This is a genomic window from Psychrobacter sp. ANT206 (assembly GCF_056880555.1).
This window is the reverse complement of sequence record NZ_CP096271.1, coordinates 2,742,688-2,766,988: the sequence shown is the minus strand read 5'-3', so window position 1 is coordinate 2,766,988 and position 24,301 is coordinate 2,742,688. Positions and strand designations below refer to the sequence as shown.

The window sequence follows — 24,301 nt, the reverse complement described above, 5'->3', positions numbered from 1 at the left end:
ATAATGCTAACATTGCTTACGCTATAATTTCAATTTGCTCTAATAAGAAACTATGATTCGACCTGTTCTGCTGTTCCATCACGCGCTGGTGGCAACGGTGCCAAATAACCAATCAATAAAATCAAGCTACCCGCACCAAGGAAAGAAATCGCTCGCCAAATCGCTTCGGTCTGTGACAAATCAACTAAGACCAATTTTAAGACCACAATACCCAATAAACCAATGCCCATAAACCAAAGCGCGCGCTGGAGGTAACGACTGGCGATAATGGTGGCGACCAATGCCAGTAGCGTCCATAAAATCGTCAGACCCGTTTGCACTTGCTCACTATCCCATGCGCCGCCAGTATGGTAATCATATAATTCCGCTATCCACAGCGGTGTATTAATAAAAGCGTGCAGCGTTCTGACCAGCATACTAGAGAGTATCCAAAAGCTAATCAGCGCTAGTACGATCAACAACGTGTCACTCTTACGAATGGCGCTAAATAAATTTTGCGAGTGCGCGCCACGTTGACGCAATAAATAAATGCCCAATCCATAAAACAACACCAGCCACAACGTCACATCATACAAGTTAAGCAGGGGCAAATAGGGCAGTCCCCAAATCACGCCATCATAGGTGAAATTGGTGAAAATGACCCAGCACAGTGTTAATGGCACAAATATTTTGGCGCAACCTAATAGTGCACGTTGCCAGTCAAACCAATACATAGGGGGCGGTGAAGATGAATTTTTCGTCAGATTATTATTTTGCTGACGGTACGTCAACCAGAGCCCAGCTAGCATAAGCGCAACCGGCACAAGGATGGTCATCACGCCTTTTGAATCGGGCAATTCATAATGTACAGCCTCAGCCAAAATTATAATGCCAGTACCAAGCCAGCTTGCACTATCGTGACCTTTTAATTTTGCACCGTTATTGTTGTCGTTATTAGCATTGTTATGCCACGTCTTTAGCCATAATTGACCAAGAATCAGCCAGCCAATGAACAACGTTGTAAATATCGGCCAATAAAAGGCTGTCCATTGATAGTCAAATTCATATTGTTGTGGCAGTTGTAAGATCAGCATCGCATAAAATAACAGCAGCATACCATGGCTAAATTGTCTGATTTCTCGCCATGAACGATATTGATTGATAAAATGATAAATAATCATGGTAACGACACTTGCTAAGGCAATAAGCGTCGATGTTGCCAATTGCCAGTTGGCAAGCCATTGGTCAAAATCGAGGACTAACACATACAGCAGCCAACCCACCGCAGTGAGCGTTAACAGCCGTATCAAAGAAGGACGTTGCCAAATGATTTTAAACGCGATACTTTGGTTGTTGATACTTTCAAACCATTGCTGAGTTGCTGTCTCGCTAAGGCCTAACGCTTTGCCGTATTCGGACAGCGTATTATTGGCGTTAAGCTGATTTTCATAATCGTGGACAGATGGCATTGAGCCTTGCGTCGCTGTCATAGGCGATGAAATAGGTAATGAAATAGGTAATGAAATAGGCGAATTGCTGGCACGTAAGATAAAGACGCTGGCAATTGCACTGATGGCAGAAATGGTTAATGCGAGCGTTGGATAGTAATCAAGGGTAATGACAAAGGTATTTGATAACATACCAATGCTAATTAGCTGCAATACTAAACCCAATAATACTGACCATGCACGAAGAGAACGCCTGCCAAACCATACCAATGCTAATCCTTGAACCGACCAGCCGAAGGCAATCCATTCTGCATTTAATGCCAGCGGAATCACTAATGCCAAAAAGCCAAAGCCTAATGCCAGCATCCCTTCCATAATCAATGCATAACGCTGACTGCGCTGAATAAACGTCCAACCAAGCCCCAAATAAATTACTGCTAAAACTGCGCTAGTGAGGGTTAAAGCGTGATTGATATCGTACAGTAACGCTGAAAATAAACCAAATGCCATTAGCGGTACAGAGAACAGTAGCCCAATATCAATAGGAAACACATAGCTGGCATGCTGACTCTTAATATCAGCAGTCTGGTCGGTATCAGTAGCCATAACGGTAGTGGCGTCACTATTGTCATAAGAAATAGTATCATTGTAAGCAATGATTTGCTGTGCATAGCGAATGACGACGAATAGATACAGCAGTACATGTAGCGCGACGAGTAATACCAACGTCCAACGCTGATTATCAATAATTACCGCTAAATTTTCAGTCAATCCCCAGTAGTATGCCAAACCAAATGTGACGCTCGCGCCAAATAAATTGAGCACCTTCCATGGGCGATAATGGGCAATAATGGCAATGGTAATATTTAATAACAAGTAATAGCTAAAGAGTATCGTTAAGCTGCCAGTATCTTGACTGGTCAAAATCGGTGCAAAAAATCCACCGGATAATGCTAATAATGCCAAAGGAAAAGCGTTTTGGCGTACCGCTAAAGCGACCGTGACTGCTGATAATATGCCAAGCGCTATAAAGCTTGGCAGACTACCAATCACCTGATAGACACTATAGGCAAAAAATGTGGTCAAATAAGCAATGGCTAAGCCAGTACCTTGCAAGCTTATACCATACGCAAAGCGTTTTGCCGCCAGCTTTAAGCCTAATCCTGCCAGCCCTAATCCTATGATAATAATGACTGTTAGCTTGACGCCAATAGGCACTTGGATTAAGTCACTTAGTAAGCGCAGCAGTAGAACCACGCCGATTAGTAAAACCAATACTCCAACACGCACTACTAGGTTGCCACCTAAAAACCAGTTTTGAATCGAATAAAGAAGTGAGGTAACAATAGGAAATGAGTGCTCGTCAGGTTCTATCGGCGCATTAGCGGATTTATCGGTCAAAGGCTGACTATTGGAAACTGATGATTGTTTTGCAGATGTTGATACAAAGTTATTTGATAGAGGATTAGAGGATAAAGCACTAAGTGGTAACGGGGGCGGCATTGATTTTTCTGTTGATGACAATGCATTATCACTAGGTAATTCGATGTCAAATATACTTTTTACAGCAGCATCTTCTATAGCAGTGGTAGTATTCTTTTGCTGCTCAAGCTCGCTCTTTAGCTGCGCCATGTCTTGACGCAGTTGTGCCAATTGCTGATGTAGCCTAATATAAAGAGCAATCATAATTACTATTAAAGTAATTACAACCAGCCAACCTAAAGAACCCATCAAAAAATATAGCATCATTCCCACTCAATCTGTCTGTCCATTGAGTGATAATGACGCTATTTGATTGTAAGCACAAGAGTGACGCGGCCAACACGCCACAAATGAGCTTATTCAAAGAAATTTAAAGGGCTTAAATAAGCTTATTGAATGTCAAAGTAGTATAAAAGCTATTATGCCAAATTATCTTTCATAAACTCTAGCATATTGTCCCAGCTCTGTTTAGCCGCCGTCTCGTTGTAACCAAGATCTACTTCATTTTTCGCTGCACGCTCATCGGCATGTGGGTTGGTAAAGCCATGCTTAGCACCATCATAAACATCAATAGTGTAATCAACATTCGCCGCATCTAGCTCTGACTTAAGACCTTCTATCGCATCCATAGATACCATAGAGTCATCACGACCATGAGCAACCAATACTTTAGCAGTGAACTGCTCATCGGCAGGCTGCTTCGGTGATGGGTTGCCGTGGAAGGTAGCGACTGCTTTTAAGGGCATACCTTCGCGCGCCATATCAAGGACGATTTTGCCACCAAAGCAATAGCCAATTGCACCTAACTTATCGCTATCAACGGCTAGTTGATCACTAAAGTCATTGAGAATCAAACGGCAGCGCGCCATCAGCATCTCTTGATCGGCTAATACTTGCTCCATCCACATATTTGCTTGTGCAGCATCTGAGGTTAGCTTACCTTCACCATATACGTCCATAGCGACCGCGGCGTAGCCTGCTTTTGCTAAGCGTTCAGTGACATTCTTTGGATGCTCAACTACGCCCCACCACTCTGGTGCGACCAAAATACCAGCGACAGGATTATCATCTGTCGCATTTTCTGGTAATGCGACATAGCTAATCAATTGAATACCATTTTCAGTGGTACTGATTAATTCAAACGTCTTAATTGACATAGTATTGTCCTTTTTTAGGTAATGAAATTTACGTTATAAGTATCAGATATCTGTATTTTTTGAGTGATCTATTTGCTGACCTTTACTACCATAACGCCCAACTTAGTCAAAAACAGCTATAATACTGTAACGCTCTTTGTCAAAATGATACGGCAGTTTTATGACCCTAAACTTGTTAAATAACGATAAATCTCACTTAAGAGCTGCTACGGACACGCCTTTATTGTTTGAAGGTGGCTCGACTGAATCACTGCGCTCGCAGTTTTGGTCACGCTATACGCTAGCAGAATTAAACCCTAGCGAATGGGAAGCCTTGTGTGATGGTTGCGGCAGTTGCTGCTTGATTAAATATATTGATGAGGACGAGCAGGGTAATGTTGATGAAGATTTGGTAGAATATACTGATGTAACCTGCCAGCTAATGGACTGTGCGACTGGCTATTGCACGCATTATGCGACACGCCAAGAGCATGTGCCAGATTGCATTCAGCTGACGATTGAAAATCTACCGAATATGATGTGGCTACCGTCGCACTGTGCCTATAAACGCTTATATAAAGGGCAAAGCTTGCCAAATTGGCATTTATTATTGACTCAAGATACGGTGGCAACTCAGCAACAAATGCGCGCTGCCAATGTCGGCGTAGCAGGGCGCTGCGTGACTGAGATCGGTATGGATGATGAAGAGATGGAAACGCGCGTGGTAAATTGGGTAAAGCCTTAATAAGCTCTGATCTTTTTATTGTTGAAATCTTTAATCTCTTGTAGCAGTGATATCAATGTGAAGCTTGAGCGGCAGATTTAGCATTTGCTTCGGCAATATTTTGCGAATCAGCCAATGGCGGAATAGGAATGCTTTGTCGAATTTGTCGTGAAAATTCGCTGCCATGAATATCGCTGCTATTCTGAAATCCTTTAGCCTTTGGATTGATATGGGTGCGCTCATACCACGTATCCATCGACCAAGGTTGTCCTCTATTTTCGGGATTGGTATCTAGCATACCAGCATCATAAAGATAATTGGGCAACCAACCAGAGACCCAAATCCTGTAGTCCCATGGCAGACGATCATCACTGACCAGACGCGCCATATAAAAGATGATATTGGTACAGTTGCTGGTTAAAGTGTTGTACCACGCAGGCTTGGCATTGAGCTCATCAGCGGCTGTCAAATATGACTCAAACAATGCTTTGACTTCATGCTGCTGTAGATGGCTAATGGGGAATAAATAGACTTGTTCACCGCGTGCGTTAGTACGTGTGTAGATAATATCGCGCTCTTCAGCGGCAATCAGGCTCAATTCAAAACGTCTAAAAAATCCTGCCAATGCCGAAAACGATTCGCCATTCTCTTTACGAATCTCAAATGAAAAGGCAAGTGGTCGCTCATCTTCGAACCGAAAGCTTACCAAAGTATGAGCAATCAGTGGTCCCATCCAATACGAATTACTAACATCGATACCCGATAGTTTAGACATATCAATCGTGCGCGTCTCCCAGCGCTCTGTCGCTTCTGTGTCGGTATGCCAATCAAAATTTCGTACATTGGTGAGTGTAATCAGATTAGGATTGCTAGGATCGCGCCTATAACTGACTCTTTCAGAGACTTCTGGCATCCAGTCACGTGATTGCTCTGCTTCAATAGAGAAAAACCAGCCAAGACCGATTAGCCAAAATGCAATATAAGTGGCTATAAGGCTTTTAGCAACAGTCTTTGCAGAAATACGTTTACTATTCACTTTCCTTGTACCAGTGAGCCTGTTTATCAGTGTCTCAGCCATGCTTGTCCGCAAGCGAATAGCAAGCAGTGCTGCCAGTAGCCCAATGACAGTAATGGTTGTGAAACACGTGATAACTGATTGACCACCGAATTGATACCAAATCGCTAGCAATAGCCAAACCGCTGACAGTAACAGCGTTAGCGCAATAAAAAATTGCAGCAAATAATATCGCCACTTGGGTTTGGTCGACTTAGTTTTTAGTGGCTTACGATTTGATGGTTTATTCAATGTGCTATTTGCCTTGTCATTATTTAACTGATGATTGCCTAAGCCATTGTCTGAACGATGACCAGTTGAGTGCGACGAAAATAGGCGAGAAAAAAAGGCACGTAGCGACATAAGGTTTATTTTGCCTTTGTGTTGGCTTTTATTAAGAAAGAAACAGGCTTTGACCATAGCAAAAATTGCAACACACTGACAATACAATTTGAGTGAATTTGACGTTGAATGTCGCCAAGCCTTGCGATAAAGTAAACCTGATTAAGATGGATGATTTGTGCTTTAATATCCTCTTAATGATAAGCGGACTGTTTTATTTAGCCTTTTTATCCCCATCTATCATTTTTATGATTCTAATTGCCATTACATTAATTAAAGAGGTTAACTCACACCATCATGTCTGAAGATGCTCCAAGCCCGAGTAGTTGGTCGATGCGCGGCTTAAAACGCTGGCTATCGACCGCCCCCGAAACCCGAGATGAACTGATACGTTTGGTGCAAGACTCGCGCCAATTTCTAGAACCTGACACCGTGGATATGTTAGAAGGTGTGCTTGATTTGCCTGCAACACAAGTGCGTGAAATCATGACGCCGCGCCCGCAGGTGGTTGGGCTACACGAAAGCGCCAGCCTTGCTGAAGTCATGGACATCATCCTTGAAACCACCCATTCGCGCTATCCGGTTTTTGATAGCCAAGATGACGATGCGGTCATTGGTATTCTGTTGGCAAAAGATTTGATTCCTCTGTTGGTGCACATGGTGCGCGATGAAGAAGAGAAAATCAGTAGCAAGCGCTTAAGAGATTTGGTGCGTCAGCCACTCTATATCAGTGAAAGTGCACGCTCTGATACTTTGCTGCGCTCATTACAGCGTACCCAAGTTCATATGGCGATTGTCGTCGATGAATTTGGCAATTTTGGTGGCGTGGTCACGATGGAGGATTTGCTTGAGGAAATCGTCGGTGACATCGTCGATGAGCATGATGACTTCGATGAAGACAGTGACATTAATAATATCGTCGCTGACCCTGAAAAGCCCAATACTTGGCGTGTCCAAGCGTCTACCGTCATTGAAGATTGTAACGATGAGCTTGGCTGTCATTTTGATGATACTGATGTCGATACCATGGGTGGCTTGGTCATGCAGACCCTTGGTCATGTCGGAGATTTAGAAGGTGAGAGCGTGGTCATAGACGATTGGCAAATCACTATCACTGATGTCGAAGGGCGTTTTATTCAAAATCTTGAGCTGACCAAAATTAATCCTGAACAACAAATCTTGATTGGCAGCCATTAAACACTTTGTTGAATAAGTTGAGCCTATTGATTAGAGCTATTAAAGATACGCTTAATAAGGGTCATAACCATACAAAAAACACGATTGCGATCGTGTTTTTTGTTTTTTAGCATTTGTAATCACTCTTTGGTCGATAAATTGATCGATAAAACACGCAAATTTACCCATTATTTTGGACAGACTGGTATTATGAGCAAGTTTGATTTTTGACGGCTGTATTGAGCATAATATGCCTGTTTTTATATGAAACGTCGATTGAATCATCAATATTTGAAATTACTGAATAATAAAGTTTTGGATAACTGCTATGCGTCTGTCTACTGTTGATTTGCAAAAACGTCTAAACCCTGAGAAGCCAAAGGGCTTACCTCTGGTGCTGACGGTCTTGATTGCGTGGCTGGCAGGCGCAATATTTATCTTTGCACTCGCGCCTTATGGCTTTTGGCCAGTGGCTCTGGTCTCTCCGGCGATTTTATACGCTTTATTATTGCCACAGATGAGTGGTAAGCGAGCATTTTTCATTGGTCAGGCTTATGGCTCAGGGCTTTGGTGTGTGGGGGCGTTTTGGTTATATACGTCCATTCATGTGTATGGTGATACGCCAGTATGGCTTGCGCTGATTATGATTGCGCTAATGGGTCTGGGCATGGGGTTATTCCATGGCTTTTTGGCGCTGACTTTTAATCGGCTGGTTGGCAAGCAGCCGTTATCATTTGCCGCGCTATGGATATTGCAAGAGTGGATGAAGACTTGGTTGTTTACAGGCTTTCCGTGGCTGTTTGTCGGTTATGCGTTTACTGAGCAGTATTGGCTGTCGTCATTGGCACCAGTCGCTGGCGTGTTTGCTGTATCATTTGTGGCCGTATTATTAGCAGCCAGTATCGTGGAGCAATTTCGCCGTCGCGGTGGTTATCTGATTGCCACGTTTGCGCTATTAATCATTAGTACTTCTTTATGGCTCATCAATCCACAATGGACGAAGCCAAAGGGCACACCTGATTTGTCGGTGTCGTTAATTCAGGGCAATATCCCCCAAGACTTAAAGTGGCTGACTGAATACCAAGTAGAGACGCTAAAAATATATGCAACTTTGACCAGTACAGAATGGGAACGTGATATTGTCGTATGGCCGGAATCTTCTATTCCTATGTTTCAAGATGAAGCGGTTGGTTTTATCAATGAAATGGTAAAAATGGCAAAAGAAACCGATACCACATGGGTCACAGGTATTCCTTATCGAGATCAAGCAGACTTTGATCCAAAAATGGATAAGTACCCGCCGTTTTATAATAGTGTGATTGCGCTTGGTAGTGATGCGGAAGGGATGTATAAAAAGCAGCGTTTGGTCCCCTTTGGCGAATATATTCCTTTTGAGGGTATGCTAGATATCTTGCCAAATCTTGCTGGTAGCCAAGATATCATGAGCTATAGCCGCGGTAGTGATAACCAATCACCGCTGCGTGTACGTGGGCATAATCTGGGCGCGGCAGTATGTTATGAAGTTGCTTATCCTGATACCACGCGCAAAAATGCTATCGATACTGACTTTTTATTGACCATCTCAAACGATGCATGGTTTGGCACTTCAGCGGGTCCGCTGCAACATCTGCAAATGGTACAGATGCGCGCGCTAGAGAATGGACGCTGGTTTATGCGCGCGACCAATACGGGTGTGACTGCTATTATTGACCACAAAGGGCGTATCGTTAAACGTGCCCCGCAGTTTGAGCGTACTGTATTACGTGGCGATGTTCAGGCGCGAGTCGGTAATACCCCTTTTATGCGCTTTGGTAATTATCCTATTTTATTCATCATTGCGCTGCTGCTGTTATTAAGCTATCTTGGCAAACGATCGACGCCTCAAACACGTACGATTGATTAATTACACCTAAATATACGGTGGCTATCATATTTTTCGATAATAAAACCTTTAATTAGTTGAGGGTTTTAACAAATCGACATAAATTGCGATATAATAGCCCAATATTTTAAATATTTTGTGCAAGGTGGATAAGGTATGTCAGAACATATTGTCGAAAACAACCCTAAAAAAGAGCTATTGTTGACTTTAGGCGGTGTCGCCTTATTTTTAGGTATCGTCTTATTGATCGGTATTTCTGGTTTCTTGCGCCCAGCGGGAGAGCATATCACTGCTGAAACTATGTCAGCAGTTGAAGCAGAAGCACCTGCAACCGCAACTGAAGAGGCAGCAACTGCTACTGCCCCAGCAGCAGATAATACCGCAGTGGCGACTGCTACTCCCGCAGATGCGACAGTGGCCCCAGCAACTGACGCTGATAGTGCCGTTGTTAGTGCAGAAGCAGGTACAGCTACTGCTGAAGGTACAGTAAGTCAAGCGGCAGTTGCCGATGCTGATTTAACAGCAGAACCTGCTGATGGAGTAGCAGCGGAAACTACTGAAAAAGCGCCTGCTGCACAGTAATTTTGCTGTTTTAGAGTGATAGCATAAATATAGCGATGAGCAAGCTGTCTATAATTAAGTCTCTCAATGTAGCGTTCAGTCTCTACTCAGCACACCCATAAAAACCCCGTTCTCAATCATGGAGAGCGGGGTTTTTTTATGGTTGTTTGTGTAATTATTGACCAATTCTCTCTTTACTTGCTTCCGAGCAGGTGAAACAATATTGCGCCTATAAAACCACTGACTAAAAGAATTAGGAATTGGGGCATTATCTAAGTGGAATTTAAGGGAATAGATTTATGAATATAGAATCAAAATCAGAGGTGAGTGCTGCCGAATTGGCATCGCTAGAAAACGGCTTTATGGGACATCCTAAGCCGCTACGCCCGTTATTTTTCACTGAAATGTGGGAGCGTTTTTCTTATTATAGTATCCGTCCGCTACTCGTCTTGTTTATGGTAGCGACTGTCGGTAGTGGGGGTTTTGGCTTTGATGAAGTGACTGCCTCTGCCATTTATGGTATTTTTGCCGGTTCGTTGTATTTAGCAGCTGTACCGGGCGGTTGGCTAGCTGACAATTGGCTCGGTCAAGAGCGTGCGCTATGGTGGGGCAGTATTATTATTGCCTTGGGTCATTTGTGTATCGCGCTTTCTGCTATGTTCGGTATGACGCTGTTCTTTATGGGGCTCATCTGTATCGTCTTGGGTTCAGGCTTATTTAAAACTTGTATCTCAGTGATGGTTGGTGCCTTATATCCTAAGGGCGATTCGCGGCGCGATGGTGGATTTACTTTATTTTATATGGGTATCAATATTGGCGCGCTATTGGCAGCACTGATTGTGGGCGTATTTAAAGAAAAAGGGATGTGGCATATAGGTTTTGGCGTTGGTGGACTTGGTATGTTGGCTTCGCTAATCATTTACCGCTTTTCTGCTAAAAAGACGTTAAATCGTTATGCCAGTGCCAAAAACATCACCCCTGAATGGGAGCAAACGACAGGACTGTTTAAAAACGTCGGTCAGTGGGTTACAGGATTCTTAGCTTTGCTAGTTGCCATCGTGATTTTAGTATCCACTGGTATCATGCCATTTAACCCTGAAATGGTCGCAGAATATATGACTTATGTCATTGCTGCAGTGGTCATCTTATATTTTGCAATAATGGCTATTTCTCCAAGACTGGATAAAACAGATAAGCTGCGTTTGTTGATTTGCTTTATTTTGATCATTGGCTCGACGCTATTTTGGTCAAGTTTTGAGCAGCAACCAACGTCTTTTAACTTGTTCGCCGATCGCTATACAGATCTAAATGTTTTAGGGTTTGAAGTACCCAGTATCTGGTTTCAATCATTGAATCCGTTGTTTATCTTAATATTAGCGCCTATAGCTAGTATTTTATGGGTCAAGCTTGGCAATCGAGGTCTTGAGCCAAGTAGTATGACAAAGTTTGCGCTTGGTATGTTGCTTGCGGCTGCCGGTTTTGCCTTGATGATATTTGCATCAAAAAGCATCTTAACCGCTGATGGCGGCTTGGCATCACCTTTATGGTTGGTTGGTAGTCTATTACTACTGACGCTTGGTGAGTTGGCACTGAGCCCTGTTGGGTTGTCTGCTATGACGAAGCTTGCGCCAAAAGGTATGCAAGGGCAGATGATGGGACTGTTCTTTGCTTCTGTTGCACTTGGCAACTTAGTTGCGGCATTCTTTGGTGGTCATGTATCAGCAGATAAGATTGAAGGATTACCCGGATTGTTTACCACTATGACTGTCTTTTTGGTAGTAACGGCAGTTATCTTGCTATTATTGGCAAAACCTATCAATAATATGCTCAAACAAAGCGAGCATGAGGATCAAGCCAGCTAGATAACCAGTTATTGATTAGAGGAGTGGTCCAAGTCAGTGACTGATGATAAGACGTGTTACCATTATGGGTAGCACGTCTTATTTCTTAATTTGGTAAGATATTTACCTAAGGCGATTGAAAGCTGACTGTCTGCCCAAACATCTAAGGGTATTGTTTTTACTCTTACGCTTCATCAACCTTGTCTGATTACTATGCAAAATGACTTTGCCTAATATCATTTGCCTAATCTTTGTTATTTTTTAATTCACATGAAGAACCAAAGCAATTTCTCAAATAAGACGGCTATCCATAGTCGCCTCACGTTATTTTTTAAAAACTGTTTTAAACATTAATTTTTAAACACTCATAAGGAATTACCTAATGAATAAACAAGCCATTCATGATCGTATCGAGAGCTTACGTCAAGCCCTAGCAGCACAAGACCTTACTGCGATTATGGTCCCTTCTGCTGATCCGCATCTGTCTGAGTATTTACCAGAATATTGGCAGGTGAGGCTTTGGTTGTCAGGATTTACCGGTTCGGTCGGTACATTGGTCATTACCGCTGACTTTGCTGGTCTGTGGACCGACAGCCGCTACTGGGTACATGCAGCTGAGCAGTTGGATGGCACGGGTATTACTTTAGAGAAGCTAGCACCGGGTCAGCCAAACCATATCGATTGGCTCGCTGCGCATTTGGCGGAAGGTGATAGCGTGGCAGTCGATGGCAATGTACTGTCTATCGCTGAGCAAGATCGCTTGCTTGATGCCTTTGAAGCCAATGATATTACCTTAATTACTGAGCGTGATCTATTGACGGAAGTATGGACTGACCGTCCAGCATTGCCAGCAGCCAGTTTATATGTACATGATGCACAGTTTTTAGCGCAGTCTGCTATCGACAAACTTGCCGCCATCCGTGCGGGTATGGCAGAGGCAGGGGCGACGCATCATTTGCTCTCGAGCTTAGATGATATTGCTTGGCTGACCAACTTACGCGGCGCTGATGTTGATTATAATCCTGTGTTTTTGGCACATATGCTCATTAGCGAAAACGACGCGACATTGTTTATTGATAATAATAAAGTCAGTAGCGAGATAGCACAAAGCTTGAAAGATAGCGGTATCGCAATTGCTGATTATGAGGCAGTGCAAGACGCATTGGGTACGCTCACAGCCAATGACTTATTGCTATTAGACCCAAGTAAAGTGGCAGTGGGTACGCTATCTAAAATGGCCGATGGCGTAGGTTTTATTGAGCAAATGGCGCCAAGTACTTTGCTAAAATCGGTTAAATCTGACGCTGACATCGATCATGTACGTGAAGCGATGCGTCAAGATGGCGCAGCATTATGTGAGTTTTTTGCCACCTTTGAGCAGCGTTTAGCAGACGGTGAGCGTTTAAGCGAGCTGGATGTTGATAGTATGCTGATTGAGGTACGTAGTCAGCAGCCACATTATGTGTCGCCAAGTTTCCCGACTATCGCAGGTTTCAATGAAAATGGTGCTTTGCCGCATTACCGCGCAACACCAGAAAAATTCAGCTATTTAGAGGTAAATGAAGGCGAAGGCGGACTGCTACTGATTGATTCAGGTGCTCAATATCAAAACGGCACCACAGATATCACCCGGGTGGTTGGCATTGGTCAAGTAAGCACCGAACACAAACGCGACTTTACCACCGTACTTAAAGCACATGTTGCTTTAGCAAAAGCACATTTTCCTGATGGTATTGCCTCACCACTGATTGATGCGATTTGCCGTGCGCCACTATGGCAAGCTCAAATGGATTATGGTCACGGTACGGGTCATGGCGTTGGCTACTTCCTCAATGTCCATGAAGGTCCACAAGTTATTGCTTATAGCGCCAGTACGCCGAAAGAGCGTGCGATGAAGGAAGGTATGATATCTAGTAATGAGCCGGGTCTATACCGCGAAGGCAAATGGGGTATTCGTATCGAAAACTTGATGGTCAATAAACGTATTGCTCAGCCAGTAGAGACGGAATTTGGTAATTTCCTTAATTTTGAGACTGTTACTTACTGCCCAATTGATACGCGTTTGATTGAGCCATCATTATTAAGTCAAGTAGAGGTTGATTGGCTGAATGACTATCATCGCCAAGTATATGCAGAGCTAAAAAATCGCGTCGATGGCGCAGCACTTGACTGGCTAACGGAGCGTACGCAAGCCATATAAACATTGCTCATTTTTAAGCAAGCATAAAAAAGCCCCGTAAATATTTATGGGGCTTTTTTTTGTTCAGAGAATGCGTTTAGTTTTTTGGAGGATTACCGTTAGAAAGATTTTTGTCTTGCTCGCTTAAATGTTGAGTCATCTCAGCACGTAGCCAAGATTTTAGGTTTTCAGACATCAGCATCATCTGATCGCTCAAATAATCGTCAATCTGCATTTCAAGCTCATGAATTAAGTCTTTATGAGTGACGCTGAGTTTGGCATCTTTAACGGCTAAGCTGATCGCTAAACTGGCTTTATTGTTGATGGCGTTAATACTGTTATCATTTTTAATACTGCTGTCATTTTTGACGCTGTCATCATCAATTGCATTAGCATGTTCGCTAATGGTTTTACTATTAACAATATGTTTCTCATTATCAGACTCATCATTGATGATAGTATCAACTTTATCGTCGATTTCTGTTTCATCTGCATCAGCTGTCTCTAGTTTTATAGCTGTTTCTAAACGATTTTTATCATCAGCAAACAGTGTCTCTTTTTCTGCTTCTTTTTGAGTATTTTCAGCTTCTTTATGCTTATTTTTTTCTTCAAAAGCTTGTTCTTTTAACCTGCTTTCCTTTGTTAAGTGAGCTTCTTCTTGACGTTTGGTCTCTTCTGCTGCTTTGATTTTTTGTTCTTCTTCTAAACGCTGTTGTTCAGCACTTGCCTGTTCTGCCGCTTGTTTATCAGCGATTGCCTTGGCGATAGCTTGCTCAGCTTCGTGATTCTCATAGAGATCATCAAGGTGTGCATCTAGGTCATGGGTGCTAAAAACAAAAGTTTCAAATGGCGTTTCAGCTTTCAATAAATTCGTGATATCGGTGAGTTCTTGGATGATTGAGGCACGGATAGGCTCTGGTGCACACGTCCAGCGCTGATAAAACTGATGAGAAAATGAATAGCTTGACATGGTATCGTCCATAAATGTTGCAAAAATTACCCCTTATCATACGCAAGGATGATAAGGGGCTGCAAGTAGACAATCGTAGTAAATCTGCCACCAAGGTTAAAAGGCCTCACTCATAAGCTTAATGTTTTAATCATTGAGTGGCCAGCGGGCAAATATCAATGAACCATTGGTGCCACCAAAACCAAAGCTATTGGATACGGCATACTGCAAGTTCTCAACTTTGCGCGATTGGTTGGCAACATAATCCAGATTACAGTTATCCTCAACATTGTCCAAATTAATCGTTGGTGGTACTTGCTGATGTTGCAAAGCAAGAACAGTAAAGATGGCTTCAACGCCGCCCGCAGCGCCAAGTAGATGACCGGTCATTGATTTGGTGGAGCTGACCAAGATGCTATCTTTTACAGGGGCAAATACCGTTTCAATGGCGATAGATTCGGCGACATCACCAGCAGGTGTGCTAGTGCCATGAGCGTTGACATAGCCTACGACTGACGGCTCAATACCGGCATCGTTTAAAGCATTACGCATCGCTTGTGCTGCACCACTACCGTCTTCTGGCGGCGCAGTAATGTGACTGGCATCATCACTCATACCAAAGCCAACCAATTCAGCCAGTATCGTCGCACCGCGCGCTTTTGCGTGAGCAAGACTTTCTAGTACCATGACCCCTGCGCCATCACCAAGTACAAAACCATCGCGGTCTTTATCAAATGGGCGTGAAGCGCGAGTTGGCTCGTCATTGCGAGTTGAAAGGGCGTGCATGGCACCAAAACCTGAGATACCAAGTGGGCTTGAGCCTTTTTCACTACCGCCTGCTAGGATTACATCGGCGTCGCCATAAGCAATCAAGCGCGCTGCCAGACCAATTGCATGAGTCGCTGTAGTGCAAGCAGTGGACGTTGCAAGGTTTGGACCTTTTAAAGTATGTTTGATTGCCACCAGTCCTGCTGCCATATTGACGATAGAGCCTGGAATGATAAAGGGAGAGACTTTACTGGCACCTTTCTCACGTAAAGTATCACGGCTATTTTCGATGTTTTGAATACCGCCGATACCTGAGCCTATAATGACACCAAAGCGCTCTTGATCAACACCTTGTACCGGAGCGTCAGCAGCGCTTACTTCATTGATAAAACCTGCTTGCTGTAGCGCCATCGAGGAAGCAGCAACCGCATAATGCATAAAATCATCATAACGGCGTGCGTCTTTGGCGTTCATATATTGCTTTGGATCGAAGTCTTTGACCACGCCTGCGATTTGCGCACGATAACCAGATGCATCAAAATGACTAATAGCGGTGATGCCGCTTTCACCTTTGAGTAGTTTCGCCCACGAGCTTTCGACATCTAATCCCAATGGCGTGACCGCGCCCATACCTGTCACGACAACACGCATCTCATCAGTGCGTTCAAAATGTGGCGGCTTATGACGTTTTTTTGTCTGAGCGGTGGCAATAGGGTTATTAACAGTACTATTCGTAGCTTGGTCGATAAGTGAGTCGTTCGGTAAACTGCTGTGCTGGCTCATTCGCTATATCCTATACTGACAGATCCTAAGAGGAGTGTATTTCTAAAGCCATTATAAAACACATAGGTGTACGCATGTAAACTAAAATTTGACCGCTCAGGCAAAACATACTTGTCCCAATACCACGCCTTTACTTGCGCCTGTCACGGCGGGCAAGTTACCGGTTTCACCCATAAGTGTTTGTCTTGCTAACCAAGCAAAGGCAACGGCTTCTACCCAAGTTGGCTCAAGTCCCAAGCTGGCTGTCGTTTCTACTTTGCATCGTGGCAGATGTACTTGTAAGCGAGTCATTAAATAATTGTTTAACGCCCCGCCGCCGCAGACATAAACAGCATTATTACTACTAGCATTGATAAATAGATTGATTTGCGCACTGGCACTGATGGCGGTCAGCTCAGTAAGCGTTGCCTGTACATCGGCGGATGAGTAGCGAACATCAGCAGAAGCTTGGTCGAATTTTTGTAACTCATCTTGTAGCCATGCTAAGTTAAAATCTTCACGCCCCGTACTTTTTGGGTAGTTTTTCTTAAAAAATGGATGCTCTAATAGCTGATTCAGTAAAGGCTCAACGACTTGACCTGACTGTGCCCATGTACCGCCCGCATCATAATCCTTGTCCGTGTGCAATGTTGTCCACGCATCCAATAATAGATTGGCAGGACCGGTATCATAACCAACCACGCTATCAGATGGCTGATTTTCTGAGTGTTCATTAGAATCTACAAGGTTATTAGAAATCGCTGGCAAGACAGCGATATTAGCAATACCGCCTAAATTTAATAACACGCGCGTGCTATCAGGCACCGCAAACAATGCTTGATGAAAAGCTGGAACCAAAGGCGCACCTTGACCACCAACTGCCATATCACGGCGACGGAAATCACTGACGACGCTAATGCCCGTACGTTCAGCAATGATATTGGCATCGACCAATTGCAAGCTAAAGCCCATCTGAGGGCGATGGCGTACCGTTTGACCATGACAGCCAATCGCTAGTACAGATTCACTATCAGTATTTGATTGCTGCAATAACGTATTAACCACGTCGCTTGAAAATTCAGCATATTCTTTACTTGCCCAGCCAAACCAGTCTAATTCGCTATTTGGTTCATCATCGGATGGCGTTAATGCTTGAATACCATTAGGCTGACACAATGCTAATAGCACTTCACGCAGACGCGGTGGGAAATCTTGGCTATGAGTCGCTAACACGTGCATCGGTTGTTGGGTATTATCTTTATCACTGAATTGACAAAGAACCGCGTCCATACCATCTAAGCTAGTGCCCGACATCATACCTATATATAAGCCATCATCGAAGTTTTCAAACACCGTTTGTTCGAGCGCATCGGTCAAGGTGGCATAGTTTAAATCGTCCATATTATCTAGACGGCTATCAAAATCATCATCTAAACTCAGATTTGAAAAATTATTATGCTGACTATCAGCAAACGATGCAGGGTTGGTCATGGCAATTTACCTTAAAAAACGCTAGTATATCTGTCAAATTCTAACATTTTTTGATGGCTACGAGATTCTAAATAGCCCAAACGCTTTACCCTTTAAATAAAGACAATAAAGAGAGCATCATGACCACCCAAACTTACACCCTAGAAGAACAACTAGCGATAATCCAACGCGGTACACAAGAAATCCTATCTGAAGAGGATTTGGTTAAGAAGCTAAAACTCAATCGTCCGCTGCGTATCAAAGCAGGTTTTGATCCTACCGCGCCTGACCTACATTTGGGTCATACCGTGCTGATTAATAAGCTGAAGCATTTTCAAGATTTGGGTCATGAGATTTATTTTCTAATCGGCGACTATACCGCCAAGATTGGTGATCCTTCTGGCAAAAACAGCACGCGTCCGCCATTGACCGATGAGCAAATCAAAGTCAATGCTCAAACGTATGCTGAGCAAGTATTTAAGATTTTGGATAAAGAAAAAACCAGGATTGTCTTTAACTCTGAATGGTTTAAAGACATGTCAGCAGGCGATATGATCCAGCTTTCTAGCCAGTTGACCGTCTCACGTATGCTTGAGCGCGATGATTTCTCTAAACGCTACGCAGCGCAAACCCCAATTGCCATCCATGAGTTTTTATACCCATTGGTGCAAGGTTATGATTCTATCGCACTAAAAGCCGACGTCGAGCTTGGCGGTACTGACCAAACCTTTAATATCCTAATGGGACGCACCCTGCAAGGTCGTTATGGTCAAGAGCCGCAAGTTTGTATCACGGTGCCAATCTTAGAAGGGCTAGACGGCGTTAATAAAATGTCGAAGTCACTTGGCAACTATGTCGGCATTTATGATGCTCCGGGTACCATGTATCAAAAACTGCTGTCGATGCCAGATACCTTAATCCGTCGCTACTTTGAGTTTTTAAGCTTTAAGCCGATGGAAGAAGTCGACGCGTTGATGGCAGAGATGGAAAACGGTCGCAATCCACAAGAAATCAAACGCATTCTTGCTGAAGAATTGATTGAGCGTTTCCATGATGCTGACGCTGCTGCCAATGCACACAAGTCAGCGGGTAACGTGCTTGCTGATGGCGAATTGCCAGTCGATTTACCAGAAGTGACCTTAGATTTAGAAGGGCAGGACGCATTATTTATCACGCAGATATTAAACCAAGCAGAGCTTGCCAAAAATAGCTCATCGGCTAAAGACATGATTAAACGCGGCGCGGTGAAAGTAGATGGCGAAGTCGTCGACGCGGGCTTTAGCTTAACCTCAGGTCAGACGGTTGTTATCCAAGCAGGCAAAAAGGCTTATGCGAAAGTGACAGTAGCTTAATAATTTATTGAGACAAGCTATTGATAATAAGAATAAGGTCGACATGATGGTCGACCTTATCTATTTTTGCGATATAAGTATAATGAGAAAGTATTTGATTCGTGCATTTATAATAGAAATTAGGGTGCAATCATGACAAAACCTATCCCCCAAGGTATCTACCGCCATTACAAGGGCAGCCTTTACCAAGTTTTGCATACCGCGCAGCATTCAGAAACGGAAGAGTTGCTGGTGGTTTATCGCTGTCTCTACGGTGAGTATGGCGTTTGGGTAAGACCGTTAGCGATGTTTTCTGAAACTGTCACGGTAGATGGTAAGCAATTACCTAGGTTTGAGCTTATAAAAGAATTGGCTGATTAAACCTAAGAATTTTCTGATAACTTATAATCAAAAAAAGCGACCATTCAAGGTCGCTTTCTTGTTTATATACAAAATTCATTAGCTGTTTAAAAAAGCAATTAAAGCTTCATTAAATTCTTTAGCATGCGTCACATTGATACCGTGCGGGCCGCCTTCAACGATATGAAGTTGACTATCTGCAATCATTTCGTGCGAACGCTGACCACTGACCTCTAACGGTACGATTTGATCTGCATCGCCATGAATGACCAAAGTTGGTACATCAAATGCTTTTAGGTCATCACGGAAATCGGTATAGCTAAAAGCTTTGACACAATCATAGCTAGCTTTGGCGGAGGCAAATGCAGCAATATCACGGTTATATAAGCGTAATGGTTTACTAACTAATAATGTGCCATCTTTTGGGGTAAAAAACTGCTTAGTAAAATCATTTAGGAAGGCAATACGGTCACCGCTGACACCATCTAAGAATTGCTGAATATCTTGCTTTTCTAGACCACCTTCAGGATTGTCATCTGTTTTATATAAATAAGGCGGCACAGCAGAGGCTAACACTGCTTTACTGACACGTTCAGAACCATATTTCCCAAGATAACGCGCCACTTCGCCGCCGCCCATAGAGAAGCCGACGATAGTAGCATTTGTTAAATCTAGCTCATCCATCAAGGCTTTTAAATCTTGTGCCAAAGTATCGTAATCATAACCATTCCATGGCTGGGAGGATTTCCCGAAACCACGTCTATCATACGTAATCACTTGATAACCAGCCTCAACCAGCGCAGGAAGTTGTGACTCCCATGCCCGTCCGCTTAATGGCCAACCATGAATTAACACGACAGGTTTGCCGGTACCTTGGATTTCGTAATACAGTTCGACAGGTTGCTCGTTTTGTGTTGCAACTTTTACATATGGCATGTTCAGATCCTTTTTATATTATTATAAAGTTTTTATAATGACGCACTTTTTTGATTTGGTTTTTTGGTTAATGAAGGCGAACGTCAGCTTTTTAGTATAAAAGTAGGTTTGAGTAATTACTATGACGTGTTGTAAAGTTATAGTGTCGATTATAGAGTTTTTAAGTGACATCGTAATGTTATGCTTAAGTTTCCAAAAAACTCTTTAACACTTTATAAAACCCAACAGGTTCATCCATCGGTACTGCATGACCTGAGCGCGGCAACACGACCTCAGTTGCATTGGGTAGCATCTGGGTGACTTTTTGCTGCCACTTAGCATCGTAAAGTTTAGAGCGACCACCGATGAGGTTAACCACTGGAATAGTTACCTTTTCTATCGCGCCGCGAAAGTCATAGGGTAAGGTCAAATAGGCTTGTAAGCAGCGCATTTTATGATGCCAAATACTGTGGTCATAAAGCGCAAGTTTAGGGTCATTTTTATAGGTCATCACCTGTATAAAAGCTTTTGAGCGCGTGCGATTGACGGATAACAGAGAAAATAGCCGTTCGACATCCGTTGCACGGCGTTTCAGGGCAAAAGGCAGATGGGTAAAGCTTTTGATGTCAGCATAAGGCAAAGTCTTATCAATCACCTCATGAAAGATATCGAATACTTCTTGCTGGCGCGTGCCAAACAAGCCACCTTGCCAATCAGGTTGATTATGAATAGCAGGACTTTGGTCAATATTTAAATAGCGGCTGACTCTTTCGCTGCCATAACGCTCAAAATACGCCCACATCACTTGCGCGCCCATCGAAATAGCGGCAACTGGCAAGGATTCTATATTGCGTGCTAAGCAAATTTGCTCAATGACGACACTAATATCATCTGCATACTGACGCACAAAATCAAACTGGGTCAGCTTGATATCTTTTGCCGCCCCAAACCCTCGCAGATGCGGTAGATAAAACGCATACTTACCAACTAAAGGTAAAATAAACGGCAAAAACTCACGTGCATCCATGCCATAAGCATGTAGCAGCAGCACGGGTTTGCCATTGCCTATGACAGATACGGGTAGTAATGTACCGTCAGTCAAAGCGATATCAATCGTTTTCAACTGATAGTTAGCAGGCAAGTTAATTAAATTTTTCTTCATAAGGCAGTATACCTTGTTTTCATTAAGCAATTTTATAAAGTCGATTTAGCCAAAATGTATCGTAGCAAAAGTCTTTATCTCATTTCTAAAAGACTGCTATATTAAAATAGGTAACTGACCATAACATAAAAGCTGTTTAGGGTTAAAAGCAGTTAAGCGGTAAAAGTAGCGACTTGTCATAGACTGTGATCAATCGAATCAAACGTCAGCAAGTAAAATATAAGGATATTAAGGTATGAACAAGTCAAATTTGCCATTGCTTGATAGCAGCCTATATCCACAAATCTGGCAGCAGCAGAACTTTGCTAGTCCACAGACATTATTGATGGAGATGTTAACAGCAGATATCACACTAGACGCCGATGCTTTCACCAAGCAATTGCTAGCCAATGATATTTATCAAGACTGGATTAATAGCAGCGTGTTTGGACGTTATTTACATCGTAATTTTACGGCGTTTTCTCAGCAAACAGAAGACAGTTTCAATATTGATATGCCTTCGCTGTTTCGTCAGGAACTAATGCGTCACGCGCAGTATTTACCATTAGAGCAGGTATTGTTTTTTGCAGGGGATTTACCAAAAAGTGTACGTCAGACAAAGGTGTTAATTACAACTATTAATCCTGTTACCGCCATCATTAATGCTCAGAAGCTAAGTGAAAAAGCTACCATCAATAATTCAACCACGATTATCAATCAGATAGTGATTAAAGGTAAGCAAGTCTTAGGATTTCCGATACGGCACAATAAACGCACTAGCGAGCGCTTGCGTAATGAAGTACTGATTTTGGATTTTCAAGAGTTGCGCTTGGTCAATGAAGAGAATGTCAGTAGCAAAAAAAGAAGCAACATAGATGCGACTATATTGCTTCGGTCTTATGAATTACGTTAATAGGCCAAACAGTCAGCTAAAATTTTAAGAGTCTTGCTTAGCAATCGTTAGTCCGTTATAAGTTTGCGCGACAGGCATGACTTCCAAGCGATTGACATTAATATGGGCAGGCGATTCAATCAACCATAATAAAATATCGCCGATATCATCGCCGGTCATGGTTTTAAAGCCGTCGTAAACCTGAGCAGCTTTATCGTCATCGCCGTGGTAACGCACGTTTGAAAACTCAGTTCCGGCAACATTACCGGGCTCAAGGTTGGTCACGCGCACTTGCGTACCGATTAAATCCGCACGCAAATTTAAGCTAAACTGTTTGACAAAGGCTTTGGTCGCGCCATAGACGTTACCACCAAAATAAGGCCAACTTCCGGCAATTGAGCCGACATTAATGATATAACCGCTATCGCATGCGACCATGGCTGGCAAGACCGCGTGAGTCAGCGCCATCAACCCTTTAATATTGGTATCGGTCATACGCATCCAATCATCAAGACTAGCCTTGTGCGCAGGCTCTGTACCAAGCGCCAGTCCAGCGTTATTTACCAAGACATCGATTTGTTTAAAATCAGCAGGCAAATCTGCAATGATTTGCGGGATAGACGCTGTATCACTCACATCCATGACCACAGGTAAAAACGCCTCGCCCAAAGTTTCTGCTAAAGCATTGAGTTTGTCTAAGCGTCTGGCACAGCCAATCACGCGATGACCTTTGGCAATCAAACGCTCAGCCAGCGCTTTACCGAAACCCGCGCTTGCCCCTGTAATCAATACGTTCATCTTATATCCTTATCATTGATGTTTTGTACATATGTCATGTTTTTTGAGACGACAGTTTGTCTTAGTTTATCTGCTTTGGCTTACTTATTAAATAATTGCTTACCAAAGATTTTATCACCAGCATCGCCCAGACCCGGAATGATATAACCGTGCTCATCCAAATGACTATCTAATGCAGCAGTATAAATGGTCACGTCAGGATGTGCTTCATTGACTACACGGACCCCTTCAGGTGCCGCAACTAACACTAATGCTTTAATATTAGTACAGCCATTTTTCTTAAGCATTTCGATAGTTGCAACCATCGAGCCGCCAGTGGCTAACATTGGGTCAATGATAAGGGCTGGACGTTTGTCCATGTGGCTAACAAACTTTTCAAAGAACGGCACTGGTTGTAAGGTTTCTTCATCGCGCTGTAAACCAACGACAGAGATTTTTGCCGTAGGAATCAAATCGAGCACCCCATCAAGCATACCAATACCCGCGCGTAAAATCGGTACGATAGTTGCCGTCTTACCGATGATCTGCTCACCAATGATTTCACCACACCAGCCTTCCATCGGAAAGGTTTCAATTTCAAAATCGCGGCTTGCTTCATATGCCATCAAGCGCGCAAGCTCTTTGGTTAATGTACGAAACTTATAAGTACTACAGTCTTTTTCTCGCATAAGGCTGAGTTTATGACGGACTAACGGGTGATCGATAACAGTGATTTTTAAGTCGCTCATAAGTATTCTCTTGGTTTTTTGGTCTGATGCTTGATTAGTATAAAAGCTACAAACACTTACTGCACTTCAACCCTATATTTAGCCTATCAATAGTAAGCTTAATCCTTTAATAAAAAGTAAGCCAAAGGCATTTACAACAAGATCGGTTTTATTTAAGCCGACTATGTTTGACTATATAGCGCTATAACAAATGAAGTAGTGTTTAGGCTTGCTATGATAGCAAAAAAACCGCTTTTCTGATGAAGAATCTTATGACCAAAACCTCACCGAATAATCCTATCCATCCACAAAAAGCTGCTAACGACTTTGTGTGGACACAGAAATTAAAGACCGATAGCGCAAATATCGAAACCCATCCTTTTGGTCCTGTCCTACCACCTGAT

At 43.1% G+C, this 24,301-nt stretch carries 19 protein-coding genes; 9 read left to right on the top strand and 10 right to left on the bottom strand.

The genetic code is table 11. The features are described from left to right. Positions 1-50 precede the first annotated feature (50 nt). Together M0221_RS11510 and M0221_RS11505 are read right to left on the bottom strand one after the other, a co-directional pair. On the bottom strand, positions 51-3,113 hold the full coding sequence (locus M0221_RS11510; RefSeq protein WP_483283875.1) for a DUF2339 domain-containing protein: 3,063 nt from the start codon (positions 3,111-3,113) through the stop codon (positions 51-53). 215 nt (positions 3,114-3,328) lie between these two features. Next, positions 3,329-4,066, bottom strand: coding sequence for a dienelactone hydrolase family protein (locus M0221_RS11505; RefSeq protein ID WP_483283874.1), 738 nt, complete (start codon positions 4,064-4,066; stop codon positions 3,329-3,331). 160 nt (positions 4,067-4,226) lie between these two features. On the opposite strand from M0221_RS11505, the gene M0221_RS11500 reads away from it, so the two are divergent. Then, entirely contained in the window at positions 4,227-4,790 is a 564-nt protein-coding gene (locus tag M0221_RS11500; protein WP_483283873.1) for a YcgN family cysteine cluster protein, read from the top strand. Between the two features lie 52 nt (positions 4,791-4,842). On the opposite strand, the gene M0221_RS11495 is transcribed toward M0221_RS11500, so the two are convergent. Beyond that, positions 4,843-6,186 (bottom strand): Lnb N-terminal periplasmic domain-containing protein, encoded by a 1,344-nt coding sequence (locus tag M0221_RS11495; protein WP_483283872.1) that lies wholly within the window; start codon positions 6,184-6,186, stop codon positions 4,843-4,845. Positions 6,187-6,462: 276 nt separating this feature from the next. Here M0221_RS11495 and M0221_RS11490 point away from each other — a divergent pair, with 276 nt between their 5' ends. From M0221_RS11490 to M0221_RS11470, 5 genes are all read left to right on the top strand, one after another. Beyond that, the gene (locus tag M0221_RS11490; RefSeq protein WP_011514586.1) at positions 6,463-7,362 is read left to right on the top strand and encodes an HlyC/CorC family transporter; all 900 of its coding nucleotides are present in this window, start codon (positions 6,463-6,465) and stop codon (positions 7,360-7,362) included. Positions 7,363-7,669: 307 nt separating this feature from the next. Then, complete coding sequence (gene lnt, locus M0221_RS11485; protein WP_483283871.1) at positions 7,670-9,244, top strand: apolipoprotein N-acyltransferase; 1,575 nt, start codon at positions 7,670-7,672, stop codon at positions 9,242-9,244. A gap of 135 nt (positions 9,245-9,379) precedes the next feature. Then, on the top strand, positions 9,380-9,805 hold the full coding sequence (locus M0221_RS11480) for a hypothetical protein (protein ID WP_483283870.1): 426 nt from the start codon (positions 9,380-9,382) through the stop codon (positions 9,803-9,805). 278 nt (positions 9,806-10,083) lie between these two features. After that, positions 10,084-11,646 (top strand): peptide MFS transporter, encoded by a 1,563-nt coding sequence (locus M0221_RS11475; protein ID WP_483283869.1) that lies wholly within the window; start codon positions 10,084-10,086, stop codon positions 11,644-11,646. A gap of 361 nt (positions 11,647-12,007) precedes the next feature. Further along, on the top strand, positions 12,008-13,825 hold the full coding sequence (locus M0221_RS11470) for an aminopeptidase P family protein (protein ID WP_483283868.1): 1,818 nt from the start codon (positions 12,008-12,010) through the stop codon (positions 13,823-13,825). Between the two features lie 76 nt (positions 13,826-13,901). Here the strand turns inward: M0221_RS11470 and M0221_RS11465 are convergent, their stop codons facing one another. From M0221_RS11465 to M0221_RS11455, 3 genes are all read right to left on the bottom strand, one after another. Further along, complete coding sequence (locus tag M0221_RS11465) at positions 13,902-14,774, bottom strand: hypothetical protein (RefSeq protein WP_483283867.1); 873 nt, start codon at positions 14,772-14,774, stop codon at positions 13,902-13,904. A gap of 126 nt (positions 14,775-14,900) precedes the next feature. Beyond that, positions 14,901-16,232, bottom strand: a complete 1,332-nt coding sequence (gene fabF, locus M0221_RS11460) for a beta-ketoacyl-ACP synthase II (RefSeq protein WP_483284787.1) — start codon at positions 16,230-16,232, stop codon at positions 14,901-14,903. Between the two features lie 168 nt (positions 16,233-16,400). Next, positions 16,401-17,774, bottom strand: coding sequence for an anhydro-N-acetylmuramic acid kinase (locus M0221_RS11455; RefSeq protein WP_483283866.1), 1,374 nt, complete (start codon positions 17,772-17,774; stop codon positions 16,401-16,403). Positions 17,775-17,893: 119 nt separating this feature from the next. Between M0221_RS11455 and tyrS the strand changes: the two genes are divergently transcribed. Continuing rightward, positions 17,894-19,105 (top strand): tyrosine--tRNA ligase, encoded by a 1,212-nt coding sequence (gene tyrS / locus M0221_RS11450; protein ID WP_483283865.1) that lies wholly within the window; start codon positions 17,894-17,896, stop codon positions 19,103-19,105. Positions 19,106-19,237: 132 nt separating this feature from the next. Further along, entirely contained in the window at positions 19,238-19,465 is a 228-nt protein-coding gene (locus M0221_RS11445) for a DUF1653 domain-containing protein (RefSeq protein ID WP_263241357.1), read from the top strand. A 78-nt stretch (positions 19,466-19,543) separates the two neighbouring features. Here M0221_RS11445 and M0221_RS11440 read toward each other — a convergent pair whose 3' ends face one another. Then, the gene (locus M0221_RS11440; RefSeq protein ID WP_263241358.1) at positions 19,544-20,380 is read right to left on the bottom strand and encodes an alpha/beta fold hydrolase; all 837 of its coding nucleotides are present in this window, start codon (positions 20,378-20,380) and stop codon (positions 19,544-19,546) included. Positions 20,381-20,564: 184 nt separating this feature from the next. Continuing rightward, entirely contained in the window at positions 20,565-21,521 is a 957-nt protein-coding gene (locus tag M0221_RS11435) for an alpha/beta fold hydrolase (RefSeq protein WP_483283864.1), read from the bottom strand. A 235-nt stretch (positions 21,522-21,756) separates the two neighbouring features. On the opposite strand from M0221_RS11435, the gene M0221_RS11430 reads away from it, so the two are divergent. Then, positions 21,757-22,413 (top strand): hypothetical protein, encoded by a 657-nt coding sequence (locus tag M0221_RS11430; protein ID WP_483283863.1) that lies wholly within the window; start codon positions 21,757-21,759, stop codon positions 22,411-22,413. A 24-nt stretch (positions 22,414-22,437) separates the two neighbouring features. Here the strand turns inward: M0221_RS11430 and M0221_RS11425 are convergent, their stop codons facing one another. Beyond that, positions 22,438-23,190, bottom strand: coding sequence for an SDR family NAD(P)-dependent oxidoreductase (locus tag M0221_RS11425; RefSeq protein WP_020444378.1), 753 nt, complete (start codon positions 23,188-23,190; stop codon positions 22,438-22,440). Positions 23,191-23,270: 80 nt separating this feature from the next. Then, entirely contained in the window at positions 23,271-23,918 is a 648-nt protein-coding gene (gene upp, locus M0221_RS11420; RefSeq protein WP_011281223.1) for a uracil phosphoribosyltransferase, read from the bottom strand. Positions 23,919-24,301: the final 383 nt, after the last annotated feature.